Origin of the sequence: Shouchella xiaoxiensis (genome assembly GCF_016907895.1) — a bacterium.
In the GTDB taxonomy this organism is placed as follows: Bacteria; Bacillota; Bacilli; order Bacillales; family Bacillaceae_D; genus Shouchella; species Shouchella xiaoxiensis.
Window position 1 is genome coordinate 1 of the sequence record NZ_JAFBCV010000026.1, and the last position, 18,200, is coordinate 18,200.

Consider the following 18,200-nt stretch of genomic DNA (forward strand, 5'->3'; position numbering starts at 1 on the left):
GTAGAATACCATTCTACGACTTTCATTGACGAGATACCTTGTATCTCTTTATTACGCTTGGCTTTTGTTCAGTTTTCAAAGAACTCGTTTGCGCCACTCTCTCTTGGCGACTCAATTAATATACCATTTTATTAACTTCCTCGTCAATACTTTTTTTAAAAAGTTTTTTTAGAGCAATTTGCTCAAATGAGGACAAGAAATAATATAACATGTCTTAAAGAATATAACAAGAGAAAAATTAAAAACCCTTCTTACAAGTTGTATGAAGGGTGAATTTCTATAAGATGAATTCTTGGATAGCAAGAAGTAAAGCCATACCTGGTAACCCCAAAACAGCGACAACACTTGTTGTTACGATGTTGATTGGTATGAATAAACTTGTCATTGTTGTAAACGAATTTAATAAGAAAAGAAGAAGCGCACCAATTACTAATCGCACACCTAATTGTCCCGCCAAACGAAATGGTTTTGCAGAAGCCCCCACTAGCAATAATAAAACTACCACACTAAGAAATAGCAATACAATTAACCAAGGTTCCAATTCATCCCTCCTCGACATATAGCTCGTCTTTCCCAAACTTTATGTGAGTTCCTTAAAAATTAGAACCACCACTACGCTTTATATAGTGAAATGTTTTACAAATAAATAAAAAAGAACTCCGGATACTCGAAATTAAAGTACCCGGTGTTCTTTATCGCTTTCTGTTATGGCGAATCCGCGCTTCTCTTAACAATAGAGAATAAATCATTTCAGATCGCTTCACTTCTATTAAAACTTCATCTGAAACATCAATGCTGTGATTGAGGAGCTTTTTTTTATAATCAAGTCTCTCCCTCACTAAATCAAGATGGCCATACAAACGCTCATTTTCTTCTTTCCATTGTAAGCCCTTTTTTTTAAACCCTAGCATTCTGTCTCCACCTTACAGCTCTCGTCTTCCCTCAATTGCTTTTGAAAGCGTAACTTCATCCGCATACTCCAAATCTCCACCAACTGGAAGTCCATGAGCTAACCGTGTTACTTTAATTCCCGTTGGTTTGATCAAACGTGAGATATACATTGCCGTCGCTTCACCTTCAATTGTTGGGTTGGTCGCTATAATAACTTCTTCAACCTGGTCATTTGATTGGAGCCGTTTAATTAACTCAGCAACCTTAATATCTTCCGGACCGATCCCATCCATTGGAGAAATAGCACCGTGTAGCACATGATAAAGACCTGTGTATTCACGCATTTTTTCCATCGCAATTAAATCACGAGATTCTTGTATGACACAGATCGTTGTCTGATCTCTATGTGAATCATCGCAAATCATACATGGATCCGAGTCCGTTATACTATGACAAAAAGAGCAATACGTTAGATCGCGCTTTGCGTGAACTAACGCCTTCGCAAAATCAAGTACATCGTCTTCTTTCATATCTAATACATGAAAAGCTAGACGACTTGCCGTTTTAGGCCCAATACCCGGTAAGCGCGTAAATCCTTCTATTAATTTTGCAATTGGTTTTGGATATTGCAATGAACTAGCCTCCTAAAACATACCTGGCATATTTAGCCCTTTCGTAAACTTACCCATATCTTGCTCAACTAGTTCATCTACTTGCTTAAGTGCTTCGTTTGTCGCTGCAATAATAAGGTCTTGTAACATTTCAATATCATCAGGATCTACAACGTCTTCTGATATGTTTACTTCGAGTATGCGTTTGTCACCTGAAGCTATAACCGTTACCATACCGCCACCAACAGTTGCTTCTACAGTCTTTTCTTTTAATTCTTCCTGCGCCTTCGCCATTTGTTTTTGCATTTTTTGCATTTGCTTCATCATATTACCCATGTTTTTCATATAAACATCTCCTTAAGAATCGATAATTTCGATTAAATCTTCACCAACTAATTTTACTGCTTCATCAATAAGCGGGTCACTCTTCTCTGTCTGATCCTGATCGTTCTGTTGACCCTTGACGTACTCTTCCTTCAGCTGTTCCCATTGACGGTTTAACAGTGTTACAAACTCAGACCGTTCTCCAAAAACTTGCTGGAGCACTTGACTAAGAACCTCTCGAAACTTTGTATCCATCATATCACGATGCATTTCATTTTGAAACGCCAACAACACCTTTGTTTTTGACGCAGCTACAGGTTTACAGTCATTTAACCAAGCATGGGCTGGAACACTTGTAGCTTTCACTTGTTCCATTACAGAACCCCATTTACTAGTTGTTTCTTGAAGGCTGTTTTTATCAGCCTGATCCAGAACATCTTTCATGGCAGCCGTTGATCCAACCCGCCCTTTTCCACCTTGATTTGAAACCCTTCTCCGCTGTGTTTTTTGCGTTTCATTTGGTTCATTTGATACTGGCTGGACTTGAACAGGACGCTGACTCAAGTTAGCTAATTTTTCTTCCAATTGCTTAATTTGTAATTTTAGTTGATCCCACTGCTGGTTGTTAACCGATTCTTGCTGGACTTTAGGTGTGACTGCCATCAGTTGAACAACAGCCATTTCTAAAACAATCTTCGGCTTTGCTGCCCATTTTATCTCTTGTTGACTCTCATTTAATATCTGCATACTCTCTTGTAGATCATTTAATTGAAACTGATCCGCCAACTGCTTAAATGAATCATTAAGCTTAGCTCGCTCAAACAACCCATCTACTTCTGGCGCTGCTTTGTAGAGTAATAAATCTCGGAAATACAGAATCATATCTTCCAATAATCGTTTAGGGTCTTTTCCATTCTTTAATGTTTCATCAATTGTTTCTAACGATAATCTCGCATTTTTTTGTGCCAATGCAGCGACTAATGTATTTAATGCTTCATGAGAGACAGCGCCGGTTATTGTTAAAACGTCATTTATTGCAACTTTCTCTTCTGAGAAGGAGATGGCTTGATCCAAAAGACTTAACGCGTCTCGCATTCCACCATCTGCCGCTTGCGCAATGAGCTTTAGTGCATCTTCTTCATACAATTGATTATTTTTATCAAGTATCAGCGTCATTCGACTAACCAATTCTTCATTAGATATTGGCTTAAAATCAAAGCGTTGGCACCTTGAAAGAATCGTTAATGGAATTTTGTGTGGTTCTGTTGTTGCTAATATAAAAATGACGTGCGCCGGAGGTTCCTCTAGTGTTTTTAAGAGTGCATTAAATGCACCAGTTGATAACATATGAACTTCATCAATAATATATACTTTGTAAGCTACTTCGGTCGGAGCATATTTCACCTTATCACGAATATCTCTTATCTCATCTACACCATTGTTAGAAGCAGCATCAATTTCAATCACATCAACAATGGAACCCTCGGTTATTCCTATGCAGCTCTTGCAGATATTACAAGGTTCATTCGTAGGAGCTTCTTCACAGTTAACCGCTTTTGCAACGATTTTTGCGGCGCTTGTTTTTCCTGTTCCCCTCGGTCCTGAGAAGAGATATGCATGCGCCATCTTTTCCTGGATGAGCGCATTTTGCAATGTTTTGGTAATATGTGTTTGTCCAACAACATCTTGAAGTAGCTGTGGTCGCCAAACACGATAAAGGGCTTGGTAACTCATAAGCTCCTCCTCGTTTTCTACAGTCGTATTCCTATTATAGCCTTTTCTAAATCGTGTTTAAAGTAAACCTGCATATTTCGTCTAATCTATTAACGTTTTCATCTAGAATCAATAAAAAAAGAGTCAGCTGTCTCCAGCCAACTCTTGTTTCATTTTATAAATTAAATACCGTGCACCATTCCTCGATAACGAATCCATAAGCGTTACTTAAACAGTTAGCTCGATCCAGGCACCTCTGCGGCACACGGAAGGATCTACTTACTGCTGCTTCCTTCCGGACCTGACAGGATTCATAGGTTTCCGTTGCGCAGAACCCAAATGTCAACACCACTTACTTAGGGCAGACCTTACAAAATCGAAACCTCAAAATGGAATTCAACCTCGCTACAGCGGATTGCGAGTTACAGGGCACCGCTACCTCCCCGTCTAGCACGGCAAATTGAATAACATAATCAAACGCCATCAAATGACGCAAATCTAAGTATACGTCACTAACCTCAGAAATGCAAGGTTTACACATAAGAAGCGTTAACTAGATTTAGACTAAGCTTTATCTAGTTTCTTCGCTTTCTTTCTTAGCCTTAATTCTTTAAAAAAACGAGTTAAACGATCACCACATTCATGTTCCAACACACCCGCTATCACTTCGCACCGGTGGTTAAACCGAGGTTCTTCCAACAAGTTCATTAGGGTTCCGGCACATCCCGCTTTTTCATCTTTCGCTCCGTAAACAACAGTCGGAATACGAGACTGTACAATCGCACCTGCACACATCGGGCAAGGCTCAAGCGTGACGTAAAGGGTACAATCTTCCAGACGCCATGTCCCAAGTGCATCACATGCCCGTTTAATTGCTAGTAATTCCGCATGAGCAAGAGAATCTTGATTCGTTTCACGTAAGTTAAAAGCTGCAGAAATAACTTCATTATCTTTTACGATAACGGCACCAATCGGAACTTCATTCAAGATAGCAGCATGATCGGCTTGTTCAAGAGCTAGTCTCATCCAATCTTCCGTCGAATTAACCAAAGCATCCCACATCCTTTTCCTAATTTACGAAAAAACACGCCCTCTAGTAGAGGGCGTGTTTTATAACAATGAAGGAGGAAGAGGGATTCGAACCCCCGCGCGGTTTGACCCGCCTGTCGGTTTTCAAGACCGATCCCTTCAGCCGGACTTGGGTATTCCTCCGTTTGACTGACAAGAGCTATCATAACAAATTATTTTTCATTTGGCAACTGTTTTTTAAAATAAAAAAACCGACGCAATCAGCGTCGGTTTTCTTCCTATTAATTACTGAATAGATACACCTTGTAGCTCAATACCGTCTGAAGCTGTAATAACAAGTCCTTCAACCTCACTACGTACTGCTTTCAAATAATCTGTGTACGTTGTAAAGACCATTGGAGCTTCATCCATGATAATTTGTTGTGCATCACTGTACATTTGAAGACGAGTGTTCTCATCTGCTTCAACTACAGCAGCTTCTAACAAACTATCAACTTCTTCATTTGAATAGAACGAACGGTTTCCGCTTGCTGCTGAACTTTCTGAGTGGAATAAAGGTGCTAACGCATAATCTGCATCAGCTGTTGCAGAACTCCAACCAAGAATGTACATTTCATGGTTACCGTTAGCTGTATCTTCTAAATAAGTCGGAAAATCAGAAGCATTAATTGTAGCTGATACACCAATATCTTCAAGTGCAGCAATCATGTAGTTAGCCATACGAACTCGTGTATCAGAATCATTTGTACGGATTTCTACTGAAAGATCCTCTACCCCTGCATCTGCAAGCAATTCACGTGCAGCTTCTGGATCGTAAGGAATCGTCTCAAGTGAATCATCATAACCAAATACACTAGGAGGAATTGGACCTTGTGCCGCTCTTCCGTATCCATCCATAATGTTATTAAGAATTGATTCGTTATCAATTGCCATTGCAATTGCGCGACGAACATCTGGATTATCAAATGGCTCTACAGTTGTATTAAAACCATAATAAGAAGCAGAAATTCCTTCAGTTTGCAATAATTCACCATCAGGCATAGCGTCAATTTGTGGAATTGCAGTAGAATCTACACCCAAAGCAAGGTGCGCATCTCCACGCTCTATTTCTGCTACACGTGTTGATAGATCCGGAACAACTTTAAAAGTTACTGTATCGAGTAACGCATTGTCACCCCAGTAATCTTCATTACGTTCCATTACGATATCACCAGAACCAGCTACTCCTGATTGATATTTAAAGTAGCCTGTCCCCATTGGCTTCTCATTAACAACTGTATAAGGCTCTGCTCCGCCTTCCATAGCTTCATAGTCTTCAGCAATAACAGCTGGGCTAATCATAAATCCGCCACCGTGAGCAAAGCTAAAGATTAATGGAGCATAAACTTCCTCAGTTAAAAATTCAATTTCATAATCACCGATAACATTAATTTCTGAAATATCTTCAAATAAAAATGCACGCTGAGAATTAATATCAGGATCAATGATGCGCTCTATGTTTGCTTTTACAGCTTCTGCATTAAACGCTTCGCCATCGTGGAACGTTACATCTTCTCTTAATTTAAACCACAATCTATTACCATCAGCTTCGAAATCTTCAGCTAGCGATTCAACGATATTTAACTCTTCGTCAAATTTAACTAAACCTTCATAAATCTGCTCTTGGATTTGACCTGAAGGAACATCATTCACTTGGTGAGGATCGAGTCCGCTAATATGCCCTTGAGCAACCATAACGAAGTCTCCGCCTTCAGCAGCTTCTCCGCCACCGTTGTCGCCACCATTTCCTCCGTCTGTACCACCACCATTATTATCATCGCCTGGTTCGCTTGAACAAGCAGCTAAGCCAACAGCTAATGATAACGCAGCTAAACCATATAATGAACCTTTAAAGCGTTTCATCTAATTTCCCCCTTGATATGATGTACTTTTATGTGTAAAGCAAGCTTAATTCTATACGATAACGAATAATTCAGCAATCTAAATAATCAACTTTTCCTACTATTTGATTCCAAAGTCCTAGTTCGTGTGCGTTTTAATATTCCAAAATAACAAATTAAATGACTGTTTAAATATTTTAATTGAAAGATCTTTTCTACTTTATATATTTGGACTACATACGTACGTTCGCTTATTAACTCTATTTTATTAGTCCTTTACATAAGTTATAGTGAAAATAGGACCATTCAAAAAATTTCCTTTGCATGTTTATCTTTCTTACACTAAACTATTATCCTAAGAACGTTATTTTCAGATTGTTTCAACCGATTATTTTTTGTATAATCAACAAATGCTGCTTTACCAATGGAAAAAGAAGATTTGTAAAGAAAGGAAGTTGTAGATGTCGCAAAACACTTCAGTCCAAAAGACTACGCCTAAAAAAGCTCAAAGTCCTTTTATTCGTAATTGGAAGGCTTTTTTAAAGAGGCTCGTAACCAATAACTCTGCCATTATTGGTGGGTCTTTAATCATCATTCTAGCAATTTTAGCTATTATTGGTCCTAACATTGCTTCAGAAGGAATTAATCAGCACGACTATACAAAACAGCTTTTAGGTCCTACTGCCGAAAACTGGTTCGGGACTGATCAATATGGAAGAGATATTTTGTCTCGAATTCTCCATGGAATGAGCACAACTTTTATTATTGGATTTGGATCCGTTGCAATTGCTGCTTCTGTAGGAATTACGATAGGAGTTATATCAGGCTATTACGGCGGGATTATTGACACAATTGTTATGAGAATAATGGACATTTTACTAGCTTTTCCAAGTATTGTACTCGCTTTAGCAATTGTTGCTACGCTTGGATCAGGGCTTGAAAACATTATTCTGGCAATTGCGGTAAGTTCATTCCCTGTATTTGCTCGGATCGCTCGCGGTTCAACGCTGGCAGTGCGTAAATTAGAGTACATTGATGCCGTTCGTGCATTAGGCGCGAGCGATGGGCGTATTATCTTTAAACATATATTACCTAATACATTATCTCCTCTTATCGTACAAACGACGCTTTCTATAGCGACAGGGGTACTGGCAGCTGCCGGGCTATCGTTTTTAGGATTAGGTGCTCCTGAGCCTTCACCAGAATGGGGCTCCATGCTAAACGATGGGCGTAATTATATGTACCAAGCGCCACATATGACCTACTTCCCAGGACTTGCCATTGTTTTATTCGTTATCGCCTTTAATATTTTTGGCGATGGAATTCGTGATGCGCTAGATCCTAAATTAAAACGATAGAAGAGAGGTGTTACAGTGTTTAAATTTATTATACGTCGTTTAATACAAACAATTCCTGTATTGCTTGGGGTAACGATACTCGTCTTTAGCTTAATGCATTTTATTCCGGGTAATCCAGCTCAAGCTTTGGCTGGGGAAAATGCAACGCAACAACAAATTGATGCGATTACAGAGCGATTAGGACTCAATGATCCTCTGCCAGTTCAATACTTTAACTACATGGGAGATTTGTTTCAACTTGATCTCGGAAACTCTATAACTACAGGTCAATCAGTGTCATCCATGTTATTTCCGCGGCTTGCTATAACAATCGAACTGGCAATCTACAGTACGATCTTAAGTATCTTTTTAGGATTAATAGCGGGTATATTATCAGCAACAAAACGAGGATCCTTAACGGATTCCGGTATTATGGTTGTTGCTATGTTTGGAATGTCGATGCCAAACTTCTGGTTAGGTCTACTTTTAATTCAATGGTTTGCTTTAGGAAACCTTCCTATTATAGGGAACTATATTGACACAGGTTGGTTTAGAGCTTCAGGTTGGGGCAACTTTGATCAGCTAGTATTACCGGTTGCTATGCTAGGTATTTCTGGTGCTGCGATTATTGCGCGGATGACTCGATCAAGTATGCTTGAAGTCATCAATCAGGATTATATACGGACCGCGCGAGCAAAAGGTGTTAAAGAACGTTATGTTATTTATCAACACGCGTTGAAAAATGCTCTTATTCCAGTTATAACGATTGTTGGGCTGAGCTTTGGTGGTCTTTTAGGTGGTGCGGTACTTGCCGAAAACGTATTTGCGATTGACGGTATGGGACGAATGATTACTGATGCGATTACTAGACGTGACTTCCCTGTTATGCAAGGTGGAATTCTAATCGCTTCACTCTGCTTTGTGTTAGTAACGTTACTTGTCGATATATCTTACCGCTTAGTAAATAAACGAGTTGACTCAGAATAATACTGTAGAAGAAAGGTGTGGAACGATTGGCTAACGAAACGATATTGCAAATAAAAGATCTTCGTACATCGTTTTTCACTAAAGAAATGGAAGTTAAAGCCGTTGACGGCGTGACATTTTCAGTTGAAAAAGGGAAAACAATCGGTATTGTCGGTGAATCTGGTTCTGGTAAAAGCATCACCTCCCTTTCCATCTTGAATTTGCTCTCAGCACCGGGAAGAGTAAAAGACGGCGAAATTCTATTTAAAGGTGAAGATCTAACTAAAAAAACAAACGCTCAGATGAGAAAAATTCGCGGAAATGAAATTTCAATGATTTTCCAAGAACCAATGACGTCGCTTAACCCAACCTTTACTGTTGGACAGCAAATTAGTGAATCTTTCCGGATTCACGAAAACTTATCAAAAAAACAAGCACGCGTTCGATCAATTGATATGCTTAAGCTTGTTGGGATCCCTTCCCCTGAAAAACGGATTGATCAATATCCATTTGAATTGTCTGGTGGGATGCGTCAGCGCGTAATGATTGCGATTGCCCTTGCTTGTAATCCTGAGCTGTTAATCGCAGATGAACCAACCACAGCGCTTGACGTAACCATTCAAGCACAGATCTTAGAATTGATTAGAGACTTACAGAATCGTCTTGGTATGTCCGTTATTATGATTACGCATGACCTTGGGGTTGTGGCTGAGACATGTGATCACGTAGCGGTTATGTATGGAGGACAAGTTGTTGAATATGCGGAAATTAGTAATCTTTTCAACAAACCAAATCACCCGTATACAGTTGGCTTAATGAAATCATTGCCGAAACACGATGAAGATATTGAAGGTGATTTGGCCATTATTAAAGGCTCTGTACCAGCGCCTGCTGATATGCCGGCAGGATGTCGCTTTGCGCCTCGTTGCCCGTTTGCAAGCGAGATTTGCAAAGAGCTTCCTGAGCTTGAGACGAAAGCGGATGGAAGTCAAGTACGCTGTTGGATTTATTCGGATAAATGGGATGGCCCGGAGGTGAATGTTCGTGACGACTACGAAAACTACGCTGCTCAAAGTTAATGGGCTTAAGCAATATTTTCCGATAAAAGGTGGATTTCTTGGCCGGACTGTGAATCATGTTAAAGCGGTTGACGATATAACGTTCGAGATTAAAGAAGGTGAAACGGTATCAATCGTTGGTGAGTCAGGTTGTGGAAAATCAACAACGGGTCGGGCGATTCTTCGCCTTGACGAACCAACTGAAGGGGAAGTGGAATTCCAAGGAGAAGATCTACTTGCTTTAGGTCGCGGTTCGATGCGCAAGAAGCGTAATGACTTACAAATCATTTTCCAAGATCCATACGCTTCTATTAACCCGCGCCAGACAGTTCGCCAAGTGCTCTCTGAAGCCATGACGATTCAGAAAGTCGCACCAGTTAAAAAACATGATGAGATTATTCGTGAATTAATGAGAACAGTTGGTCTTGGAGAACACCAAATTGACCGCTTTCCTCATGAATTTAGTGGTGGTCAAAGGCAGCGTGTTGGGATTGCCCGTGCACTAGCCGTTAATCCAAAGCTAATTATTTGTGATGAAGCTGTATCTGCTTTGGATGTTTCAATTCAAGCGCAGGTTATTAACTTATTAAAAAAATTACAACGAGAACGTAATTTAACTTATCTATTTATATCCCATGATTTAGGTGTTGTTCGTCATATTTCGGATCGGGTAATTGTCATGTATCTTGGACGAATCGTGGAAATTGGCGATAAGAAGTCGGTATTTGATAACCCACAACATCCTTATACAAAAGCGTTATTGTCTGCTATTCCTAGTACAGACCCTGGTACGAAAAAAGAGCGTATTATCTTGCAAGGAGATGTACCTTCTCCAATCGATCCGCCAGCTGGCTGCCGTTTCCATACACGTTGTCCATTCGCAACGGATAAATGCCGTACGGAAACACCTGAACTTCGCACCACTGAAGATATGTTAGAAGGACACCAAGGCGCTTGTCACTACATGGAAGAGATTACTGCAGGTACACGTCAACCTTCATATGCTTAACAAAAGAGTCGCCGTACGGCGACTCTTTTTTATAAGACTTTGCTCAAAAACTCTTTAGTCCGTTCATGCTTCGTCCTATCAAAAAGTTCTCCCGGCGTTCCTTCTTCAAGAATTAAACCATCGTCCATAAAAAATACTCTGTCGCCAACTTCTCTAGCGAACCCCATCTCATGGGTAACAACGACCATTGTCATTCCTTCTAGCGCTAGTTCTTTCATTACTTGTAACACATCACCAACAAGTTCAGGATCTAAAGCGGAAGTTGGTTCATCAAATAACATCACTTTAGGATTCATAGACAAAGCACGAGCGATTGCAACACGCTGCTTTTGCCCCCCAGAAAGGCTGGCTGGAAAGGCGTTTGCTTTTTCTCCTAAACCTACTTTTTCTAGTAAAGCGAGTGCTGCTTGTTTGGCCATTTCCTTATTTTCCTTCTTAACCTTTAATGGTGCGAGCGTGACGTTTTCTAACACTGTTTTGTGAGGAAATAAATTAAAGTGTTGAAACACCATACCCACATCTTCACGAATTTGATTAATATTAACTTTAGAGTCTGCGATATTTATCCCATTAACATGCACTTCACCGGATGTAATCTCCTCAAGTCTATTTAAACATCTTAGGAACGTACTCTTGCCTGAACCCGAAGGTCCGATAACACAAACTACCTCTTTTTCATTAATTTCTGTTGAAATTCCTTTAAGAACCTCATTCTTCCCAAAACTCTTATGTAAATCTAATACCTTTATCATGAGCGTTCAAGTCTCCGTTCTGTGTAGCGTAATAGGATTGTCGCTGGTATCGTAATTGCTAAATAAAACAAACAAACAAGTAAGAATGTATCAAAATAAGAGAATGTGTTCCCAGTATACATTCTGCTTTGATACATCAACTCCCCCACAGCAATAGAAGAGAGCAACGACGTATCTTTTAAGCTAATAATAAACTGGTTACCAAACGGTGGAATCATTACTTTTACAGCTTGTGGCCAAATAATGTGTCGCATTGTTTGAATCCCAGTTAATCCTAGTGATCGACCAGCTTCCATTTGACCTCTATCAATTGACTGTACACCACCTCTAACAATTTCAGCAATATAGGCTCCTGAGTTAATTGCAATTACGAAAATTCCTGTATACAACGGATCAAACCTCATGCCTAGCAGTCCTGGTATTCCAAAATGGATAAAGAATATTTGGGCTAGCAACGGTGTACCACGAACGATTTCGACAAACACAATAGAAAGCGCTTTAATTAGTTTAAATCGAGAAATTTTCATTAAGCCTAGAATTGATCCAATTATACTTCCAAAAAAAACTCCGACTAGCGTAATAATAAGTGTTAGCTTTAAACCCTCAACTAAAAACGGTAAGGCGCCAAAATCTAAATCCATTCACTCTCTTCCCTTCAATAAAAGAGGCCCATGCTCGCGCATGAGCTGGTCTCGTTCGTTACATTCCTTCTGGTCTTTCACCAAAATACTCTTCATAGATATCACCGTACGTCCCATTTTCCATTAATGTAGCCAGTGCTTCATTTACAGGGTCAACTAAATCAGAACCTTTTGGGAACGCAATCCCATAATCTTCACCTGTTAACCTGTCACCAACAATTTTCATTGATCCTTCCCCTTGCTCTTGAATAAAATATTGAACGTTCGGGACATCATATAACGCCGCATCAACGTGACCTGTCATTAAAGCTTGGTAAGCTTCAGTAATTTCTGGATACGCATCAATACCCGCTTCTGTATTTTCTTCTAAATACGTCTGGCTAGTAGAACTTTGTCTGGTGGAAACGGTTGTTGTAGCATCAAGATCGTCTATGGTTTGAATCGTTTCATTTTCTTCAGCAACGGCTAAAATTAAGCCTGACTCGTAATAAGGGTCAGAGAAATCAATGTTTTCTTTCCGCTCCTCAGTAATACTCATCCCATTAATCGCAGCATCATATTGTCCTTGCTGTACTCCATTTAATGCTCCAGAGAACTCCATTTGATGAAACTCAACTGCAAACCCTGCTTCAGCTGCAATTGCCTTCATTAAGTCTATATCAAAACCAATCAATTCATTTGTTTCTAAGTCAATAAATTCAAACGGTACAAAATTATTATCAGTCGCAATCTCATATGTAACCAAATCATCTCCAGACCCATTGTTAGAGGCTTCACCCTCACCAGATGAATCAGCTCCTCCACATGCAGTAAACAAAGAAAGAGTGATTGTTGCTATTGTAATTCTTGTTATTTTTTTCACACTAATTCCTCCATTAAATATTTTCTGTTAATTCATATTATGATATCACTTCCAATTAAAATAGACAAAAAGGATTATCTGCCATTATCGCTCTTCATCGATACTATTTGTCCTTAAGAACAATATACCTTACGCTTTCTTAAACTATTGAGCATGTCTGAAAAAAAAAAGAATCTGAGTATCGGTTACTCAGATTCTTAAATCATCATCCCATCTTAAAACAAACAACCTTCTGCTCCGTCATTTCTTGCACCGCAAATCGAACTCCTTCACGCCCAAGACCTGACTGCTTTGTCCCGCCAAATGGCATGGCATCAATTCGAAAATCCGAACTATCATTGATCATAATACCACCTACATTTAATTCACGAATGACTTTAAACGCAACGTTGAGATCTTTTGTAAACAGGCCAGCCTGCAAGCCGTATTCAGTCTGATTCGCTTCATGGATCGCTTGTTCTAATGAATTTATTTTATATAAGAGAGCAACAGGTCCAAAAATTTCTTCATTTCCTAAGTGACAGTCACTTGGCACATTTTCTAGCACAGTTGGTTCATAAAAAGCTTCAGTTCGGTTTCCACCACATAAGAGTAAGGCGCCAGATCGCACGGCATCATCCACTATAAACTCAACTCTCTTCGCTTCTGTTTCAGAAATGAGTGGTCCCATATCTGTTTGTTTATCTAGTTTAAAACCGACCTTATATGCTTTAGCCTGCTGCACGAATTGCTGCTTAAATTCAGCGTATACATCTTCCTGCACATACATTCGTTGTACACCAATACAGTTCTGTCCAGCAGCCCAAAACGCACCACTAACACAGGATGCTACCGCCTCTTCTATATCCGCATCATTTAATACAATAACAGGTGAGTTCGAACCAAGCTCCATACTCTTTTTCTTTAAGCCTGCTTTTTTAGCGATTGTCAGACCTGCCTCCATACCGCCGGTAAATGAAATCATTCTCACAGCGGGATGTGTCATTAAATAATCGCCGATAACACTGCCTGGACCTGTTAATACGGATAAAATACCATTTGGTAGTTCTGCATGAGTAAATGCCTCCGCTAAAAACAAAGCACTTAATGGTGTAATCGAGGCTGGTTTTACGATAATTGCATTCCCTGCAGCAATCGCAGGTCCAATCTTATGAGCAACTAGGTTTAATGGATCATTAAACGGAGTAATCGCTCCAATAATGCCGATAGGACCGCTTTCATAGTATCCCAACCGCCCCTCCCCTCCTGGCGATTGGTCAAATGGAATTGTTTCTCCCGTTATTCGTCTTGCTTCTTCAGCAGATAAACGAAGTGTTTCCACACATCTTGATGCTTCTTTTCTCGCTTCACGAATGGTTTTGCTTCCTTCTAAAGCAATTGTCTTCGCATACTCTTCAACGTGCGCAAGCACATAGTCAGCCGCTTTATTTAAAATAGACATTCGCTTATGAACAGGGAGATTGGACGAAACAATTGCTCCTTTTTTAGCTAGCTGAATTGCTTTTTCCATATCATCAATTGATGCAAGTGGTACTGTAGCAATCAAATCATCATTTTCAGGGTTTCGAACGTCTATCGTTTCTTCTCGATCGGTCCATTCTCCAGCAAGCAACATTTTTTGTCGTTTTAAATCAAGCTTCATGATTACGCCTCCTAACGAAAAGTTGATACGACTTGGTTTTGCTTCTCAATAAATAAATGACAATAGATTAAATCAATGAATAGCGCATAACCCGTTTCACTTTTTCCAGCGCCAGCACCTGTAAGCGTAATATCACCGGACATATTACACGAATACGTAATGGCATTGGTTGCGCCTGTGATTGCTGCCAGCGGATGAGTTCGCTCAATGAGTACAGGTTTTACAGAGGCTGCAACTGTTCCATCTTCGAGTTCTTCTATTGTTCCAAGCATTTTCCAACACTGATTAGATGCTGCTGCTTCACGTACTACATCTTCTTGCAGGGTGTGAAGTCCCTGACGTTCAACCTCTTCAATTAAAAGCGGTTTGCCCATAACGGCGTTTGCCAAGATGACCACCTTGTACGTGGCATCATAACCTTCCAAGTCACTCGTTGGGTCAGCTTCTGCATATCCTTGCTCCTGCGCTTCTTTTAAAGCGTTTTTATACGTTAGACCTTCTTCCATTCTTGTTAGCATATAATTTGTTGTTCCGTTTAAAATACCACTTATTTTTGTAATCGTATTGCCAATTAATGTGGTCTCTGGCAGCCGCAGCGCAGGTGTGCCGCTCATAACAGTTCCCTCGTATCCAAGAAAAACCCCCTCGTCCTCAGCCTGCTTTTTTAGTTCCTGGTAAGCGAGTGCAATTGGTCCTTTATTTGTCATCACCACATGCTTTTTTGCTTCAAATGCTGTCTTACAATGGGTAATTGCTGGTTCACCCGTTACGACATTTGTAAAAGTGGCTTCTACGATGACATCAGCATTGGTTTCGACTATTGTTGAGACAGCATCCAGTCCCCGAACCAACTGATCTGAACCAGGATAGTTATCGAGTGTGCCGTGGTCCTTTAAACATTGAAGAACCTTAGTTAAATCAAGTCCATCCGGATCATAAATTGACCCCTTTTTAAAATCAGAGATTGCCACCACCACTGGATCAAATCCTACTGCTTTGTTTGCTTTTTCACCATTAGAAACGAGATGTTCTGCCAAACCTTGACCTACTACTCCAAACCCAAGTAATGCAAGTTTTAATGACATGAGCTTTCTTCCTCCTTCTCTTTTAAAGCAGCTATAGCTGTTGCGGCCATTATTGATGTACCTTTACTAAGACAGCTTTCGTCTATTTGAAATGTATCCGTATGCAGATCATACTGTCCTGATTCTGGCTGACAACCTAGAAAGAACAGAGCTGCCGTTGTTTCTTTTGCTATATGGGCAAAGTCTTCACTTCCCAGTCCATAAGGCTCATTAACAATGGAGTGCTGAGGGTAAAGTTCTGCAGCAACCACTTGGATAAGGCGGACGGCTTTCTCATGATTCATTAAGGCAGGTTCTCCTCCAGTAAGCAGACACTGACTTCTGCCTCCAAACACTTTTGCTATGTCAAAGGCTTGCGCTACATCCCTTTTCAATAAATGACGGACAGTTTCATCGTAACAGCGAATGGTACCTTCAATTTGCACTTCAGACGGAATCACATTATTTGCTTCTCCACCACTAATCTTACCTACGCTAACAACTGCCTCCTCAAGTGGAGAAATGCGACGAGCAGTCAGTGCATAGAGTGCAGGGAGAACTTGCGATAGTAACCAAAAAGGATCGTTTCCTAAGTGAGGATAAGCACCATGACCTCCCGTCCCACTAATTGTCCCTTTAAATACATCGATGCTTCCCATTGACGGTCCACTATGCAGTTGGATCGTGTCTTTTTTATGCCATGGACAAACATGTAAAGCAAAAGCCATCTCAACATCTTGAAGAACACCGTGCTCAATCAAGTGAACAGCTCCTGTCTTTCCTTCACTGTCCATTGATTCTTCAGCCGGTTGAAAAAGAAACAGCACAGTTCCGTTCAAGTCGCTATCCTCATGAAAGCTTCGACTCAATAAAGTAGCTGCACCGAGCAGGATCGCTGTGTGGGCATCGTGTCCACAAGCATGCATCACACCTCTATGCTTACTTGCATACGTTACTTCTGCTGCTTCGATAATTGGTAAGGCGTCCATATCCGCTCGCAAAGCGATTGTTCGTCCCCCACCTCTCTCCAATTTGCCAACTACTCCGTAACCACCTACGTTTCTCGTCACTTTTATCCCTGGTATCTCACTCAAAACGTTTGCTACAAAAGCAGCTGTTTCTTTTTCTTCAAAACTACATTCTGGATACTGATGCAGGTGGCGACGCCAACGAACAAGTTGTTCTTGTATTGCTTCGGCCCAAGCTACAATCTCAGACATATTAGACGCCTACACGAACTGCTGCAAACGCTTGTTTAAAATCTTGCAGAATATCGTCAGCGTCTTCAACTCCGCAGGACACGCGAATTAACCCTTCTGGAATACCCATTGCGGCACGTTCTGCAGGCGTACATTCAACATGGCTCGTTGTTCTTGCAGGTCCTACGGTCGTCTCAACCGCCCCTAAGTTTGCTGCGCGATTGGCATATTGAAGCTTCGGTAAGAGATCACGCACAGTATCAACGCCGCCTTTAACCGCAAAGCTAAGCATTCCACCGAATCCAGACATTTGCGCTCTCGCGATTTCATGATTTGGGTGGTCTACTAGACCAGGATAAAAAACCGCTTCAACATGCTCTACCTTTTGCAGATATGTGGCTAGTTTCATAGCGTTTTCAGCTTGGCGCTTGACGCGTAAATCCAGTGTCTTCATCCCTCTTAATAATAAATAAGCTGCCCATGGATCCATTGTTGCTCCGTTAATTTCACGATAATGGTAGATGGCTTCTACAAGCGTTGTATCATTACCGACAACTACTCCTCCAAGCGCGTCGGCATGGCCCCCTAGAAACTTTGTTGCGCTATGGATTACTAAATCTGCTCCAAGTGCGAGTGGATTTTGATTAATAGGAGTAGCAAAGGTATTATCAACAATAACTAAAGCGCCTGCTTCTTTTGCTGCTTCAGCACACTTTTTTATATCGGTAATTTTTACAGTCGGGTTTGTTGGCGTTTCAAGATAGAGAATCTTACAGCCTTTTTCTGTTTCTGCCCGTATTTGTTCATCATTTCCGGTTTCACAAAACTGTACGTCTACCTGCATATTCGGGAGGAATTCAGTAAATATTTTATTTGTTCCTCCATACGTATCTTTAATCGTTACGACACGATCACCTGGACGTAAGAAGGTATAAAGCGTATTTGAAATTGCAGCCATTCCAGTGGAAAAACTCGTTGCTGCCTTAGCATCTTCAAGAACTTTTACTTTATCTTCAAATGCTTGAACGGTAGGGTTTGTATTTCGACCATAGATATGACCTTTTTTTTGACCGATCGCGACTTCATACCATTCATCCATATCGTCATAACCGAAAGCAACACTTGGAATAACAGGAACTTGTGTCGCTCCATGTACGAGATAGTCCTTCTCCCCCGCCCAAACTGCTTTTGTTGCTAATTTTGCTTCATTTATCGTTGTCAT

At 40.5% G+C, this 18,200-nt stretch carries 18 protein-coding genes, 1 tRNA gene and 1 other RNA gene; 4 read left to right on the forward strand and 16 right to left on the reverse strand.

Going from position 1 to position 18,200, the window contains the following annotated elements; translation table 11 throughout:
* Window positions 1-277: 277 nt before the first annotated feature.
* The 9 genes from JOC54_RS22030 to JOC54_RS22070 all read right to left on the reverse strand — a co-directional run bounded on the left by JOC54_RS22030 (window position 278) and on the right by JOC54_RS22070 (window position 6,470).
* Window positions 278-541 (reverse strand): pro-sigmaK processing inhibitor BofA family protein, encoded by a 264-nt coding sequence (locus JOC54_RS22030; RefSeq protein ID WP_035422025.1) that lies wholly within the window; start codon window positions 539-541, stop codon window positions 278-280.
* Window positions 542-692: 151 nt separating this feature from the next.
* A complete protein-coding gene (locus tag JOC54_RS22035) occupies window positions 693-911 on the reverse strand; it encodes a YaaL family protein (RefSeq protein ID WP_054795061.1) in 219 nt (72 codons plus the stop codon).
* A 12-nt stretch (window positions 912-923) separates the two neighbouring features.
* The gene (recR, locus tag JOC54_RS22040; protein WP_054795060.1) at window positions 924-1,523 is read right to left on the reverse strand and encodes a recombination mediator RecR; all 600 of its coding nucleotides are present in this window, start codon (window positions 1,521-1,523) and stop codon (window positions 924-926) included.
* Window positions 1,524-1,535: 12 nt separating this feature from the next.
* A complete protein-coding gene (locus JOC54_RS22045) occupies window positions 1,536-1,847 on the reverse strand; it encodes a YbaB/EbfC family nucleoid-associated protein (protein WP_035422021.1) in 312 nt (103 codons plus the stop codon).
* A gap of 12 nt (window positions 1,848-1,859) precedes the next feature.
* Window positions 1,860-3,560, reverse strand: a complete 1,701-nt coding sequence (gene dnaX / locus JOC54_RS22050; protein ID WP_204469261.1) for a DNA polymerase III subunit gamma/tau — start codon at window positions 3,558-3,560, stop codon at window positions 1,860-1,862.
* 168 nt (window positions 3,561-3,728) lie between these two features.
* Window positions 3,729-3,995: signal recognition particle sRNA large type (gene ffs, locus JOC54_RS22055), an RNA gene on the reverse strand.
* A gap of 108 nt (window positions 3,996-4,103) precedes the next feature.
* The gene (gene tadA / locus JOC54_RS22060) at window positions 4,104-4,589 is read right to left on the reverse strand and encodes a tRNA adenosine(34) deaminase TadA (RefSeq protein WP_437183594.1); all 486 of its coding nucleotides are present in this window, start codon (window positions 4,587-4,589) and stop codon (window positions 4,104-4,106) included.
* Between the two features lie 72 nt (window positions 4,590-4,661).
* Window positions 4,662-4,751: transfer RNA gene (locus JOC54_RS22065), tRNA-Ser, on the reverse strand.
* A gap of 102 nt (window positions 4,752-4,853) precedes the next feature.
* Window positions 4,854-6,470 (reverse strand): glutathione ABC transporter substrate-binding protein, encoded by a 1,617-nt coding sequence (locus tag JOC54_RS22070; RefSeq protein WP_035422018.1) that lies wholly within the window; start codon window positions 6,468-6,470, stop codon window positions 4,854-4,856.
* 439 nt (window positions 6,471-6,909) lie between these two features.
* Here JOC54_RS22070 and JOC54_RS22075 point away from each other — a divergent pair, with 439 nt between their 5' ends.
* The 4 genes from JOC54_RS22075 (at window position 6,910) to JOC54_RS22090 (ending at window position 10,818) form a co-directional block, all read left to right on the forward strand.
* Entirely contained in the window at window positions 6,910-7,806 is an 897-nt protein-coding gene (locus tag JOC54_RS22075) for an ABC transporter permease (protein ID WP_035422017.1), read from the forward strand.
* Between the two features lie 15 nt (window positions 7,807-7,821).
* Window positions 7,822-8,772, forward strand: coding sequence for an ABC transporter permease (locus tag JOC54_RS22080; RefSeq protein ID WP_035422015.1), 951 nt, complete (start codon window positions 7,822-7,824; stop codon window positions 8,770-8,772).
* An 86-nt stretch (window positions 8,773-8,858) separates the two neighbouring features.
* Entirely contained in the window at window positions 8,859-9,830 is a 972-nt protein-coding gene (locus JOC54_RS22085; protein ID WP_148298142.1) for an ABC transporter ATP-binding protein, read from the forward strand.
* Window positions 9,796-10,818 (forward strand): ABC transporter ATP-binding protein, encoded by a 1,023-nt coding sequence (locus JOC54_RS22090; RefSeq protein WP_437183595.1) that lies wholly within the window; start codon window positions 9,796-9,798, stop codon window positions 10,816-10,818. The genes JOC54_RS22085 and JOC54_RS22090 overlap by 35 nt, the downstream gene beginning before the upstream one ends.
* 29 nt (window positions 10,819-10,847) lie before the next feature.
* Here the strand turns inward: JOC54_RS22090 and JOC54_RS22095 are convergent, their stop codons facing one another.
* From JOC54_RS22095 to JOC54_RS22125, 7 genes are all read right to left on the reverse strand, one after another.
* Window positions 10,848-11,570 (reverse strand): amino acid ABC transporter ATP-binding protein, encoded by a 723-nt coding sequence (locus tag JOC54_RS22095; RefSeq protein ID WP_035422012.1) that lies wholly within the window; start codon window positions 11,568-11,570, stop codon window positions 10,848-10,850.
* Window positions 11,567-12,211, reverse strand: a complete 645-nt coding sequence (locus JOC54_RS22100; protein ID WP_035422010.1) for an amino acid ABC transporter permease — start codon at window positions 12,209-12,211, stop codon at window positions 11,567-11,569. The genes JOC54_RS22095 and JOC54_RS22100 overlap by 4 nt, the downstream gene beginning before the upstream one ends.
* Before the next feature lie 58 nt (window positions 12,212-12,269).
* On the reverse strand, window positions 12,270-13,073 hold the full coding sequence (locus JOC54_RS22105; RefSeq protein ID WP_204469267.1) for a transporter substrate-binding domain-containing protein: 804 nt from the start codon (window positions 13,071-13,073) through the stop codon (window positions 12,270-12,272).
* Between the two features lie 205 nt (window positions 13,074-13,278).
* Entirely contained in the window at window positions 13,279-14,715 is a 1,437-nt protein-coding gene (locus tag JOC54_RS22110) for an aldehyde dehydrogenase family protein (RefSeq protein ID WP_204469268.1), read from the reverse strand.
* A gap of 11 nt (window positions 14,716-14,726) precedes the next feature.
* Complete coding sequence (locus JOC54_RS22115; protein WP_204469269.1) at window positions 14,727-15,800, reverse strand: homoserine dehydrogenase; 1,074 nt, start codon at window positions 15,798-15,800, stop codon at window positions 14,727-14,729.
* Window positions 15,791-16,999, reverse strand: a complete 1,209-nt coding sequence (locus JOC54_RS22120) for a M20 metallopeptidase family protein (RefSeq protein ID WP_204469270.1) — start codon at window positions 16,997-16,999, stop codon at window positions 15,791-15,793. Before JOC54_RS22120 ends, JOC54_RS22115 begins: the two co-directional genes overlap by 10 nt.
* Window position 17,000: 1 nt before the next feature.
* Entirely contained in the window at window positions 17,001-18,200 is a 1,200-nt protein-coding gene (locus JOC54_RS22125; RefSeq protein ID WP_204469271.1) for a cystathionine gamma-synthase family protein, read from the reverse strand.

Coding starts and splice junctions, on each gene's coding strand:
- JOC54_RS22035 (WP_054795061.1), bottom strand. CDS start 911: ATGCTAGGGTTTAAAAAAAAGGGCTTACAATGGAAAGAAGAAAATGAG.
- JOC54_RS22045 (WP_035422021.1), bottom strand. CDS start 1,847: ATGAAAAACATGGGTAATATGATGAAGCAAATGCAAAAAATGCAAAAA.
- dnaX (WP_204469261.1), bottom strand. CDS start 3,560: ATGAGTTACCAAGCCCTTTATCGTGTTTGGCGACCACAGCTACTTCAA.
- JOC54_RS22070 (WP_035422018.1), bottom strand. CDS start 6,470: ATGAAACGCTTTAAAGGTTCATTATATGGTTTAGCTGCGTTATCATTA.
- JOC54_RS22075 (WP_035422017.1), top strand. CDS start 6,910: ATGTCGCAAAACACTTCAGTCCAAAAGACTACGCCTAAAAAAGCTCAA.
- JOC54_RS22085 (WP_148298142.1), top strand. CDS start 8,859: ATGGAAGTTAAAGCCGTTGACGGCGTGACATTTTCAGTTGAAAAAGGG.
- JOC54_RS22095 (WP_035422012.1), bottom strand. CDS start 11,570: ATGATAAAGGTATTAGATTTACATAAGAGTTTTGGGAAGAATGAGGTT.
- JOC54_RS22100 (WP_035422010.1), bottom strand. CDS start 12,211: ATGGATTTAGATTTTGGCGCCTTACCGTTTTTAGTTGAGGGTTTAAAG.
- JOC54_RS22110 (WP_204469268.1), bottom strand. CDS start 14,715: ATGAAGCTTGATTTAAAACGACAAAAAATGTTGCTTGCTGGAGAATGG.
- JOC54_RS22115 (WP_204469269.1), bottom strand. CDS start 15,800: ATGTCATTAAAACTTGCATTACTTGGGTTTGGAGTAGTAGGTCAAGGT.
- JOC54_RS22120 (WP_204469270.1), bottom strand. CDS start 16,999: ATGTCTGAGATTGTAGCTTGGGCCGAAGCAATACAAGAACAACTTGTT.
- JOC54_RS22125 (WP_204469271.1), bottom strand. CDS start 18,200: ATGACAACGATAAATGAAGCAAAATTAGCAACAAAAGCAGTTTGGGCG.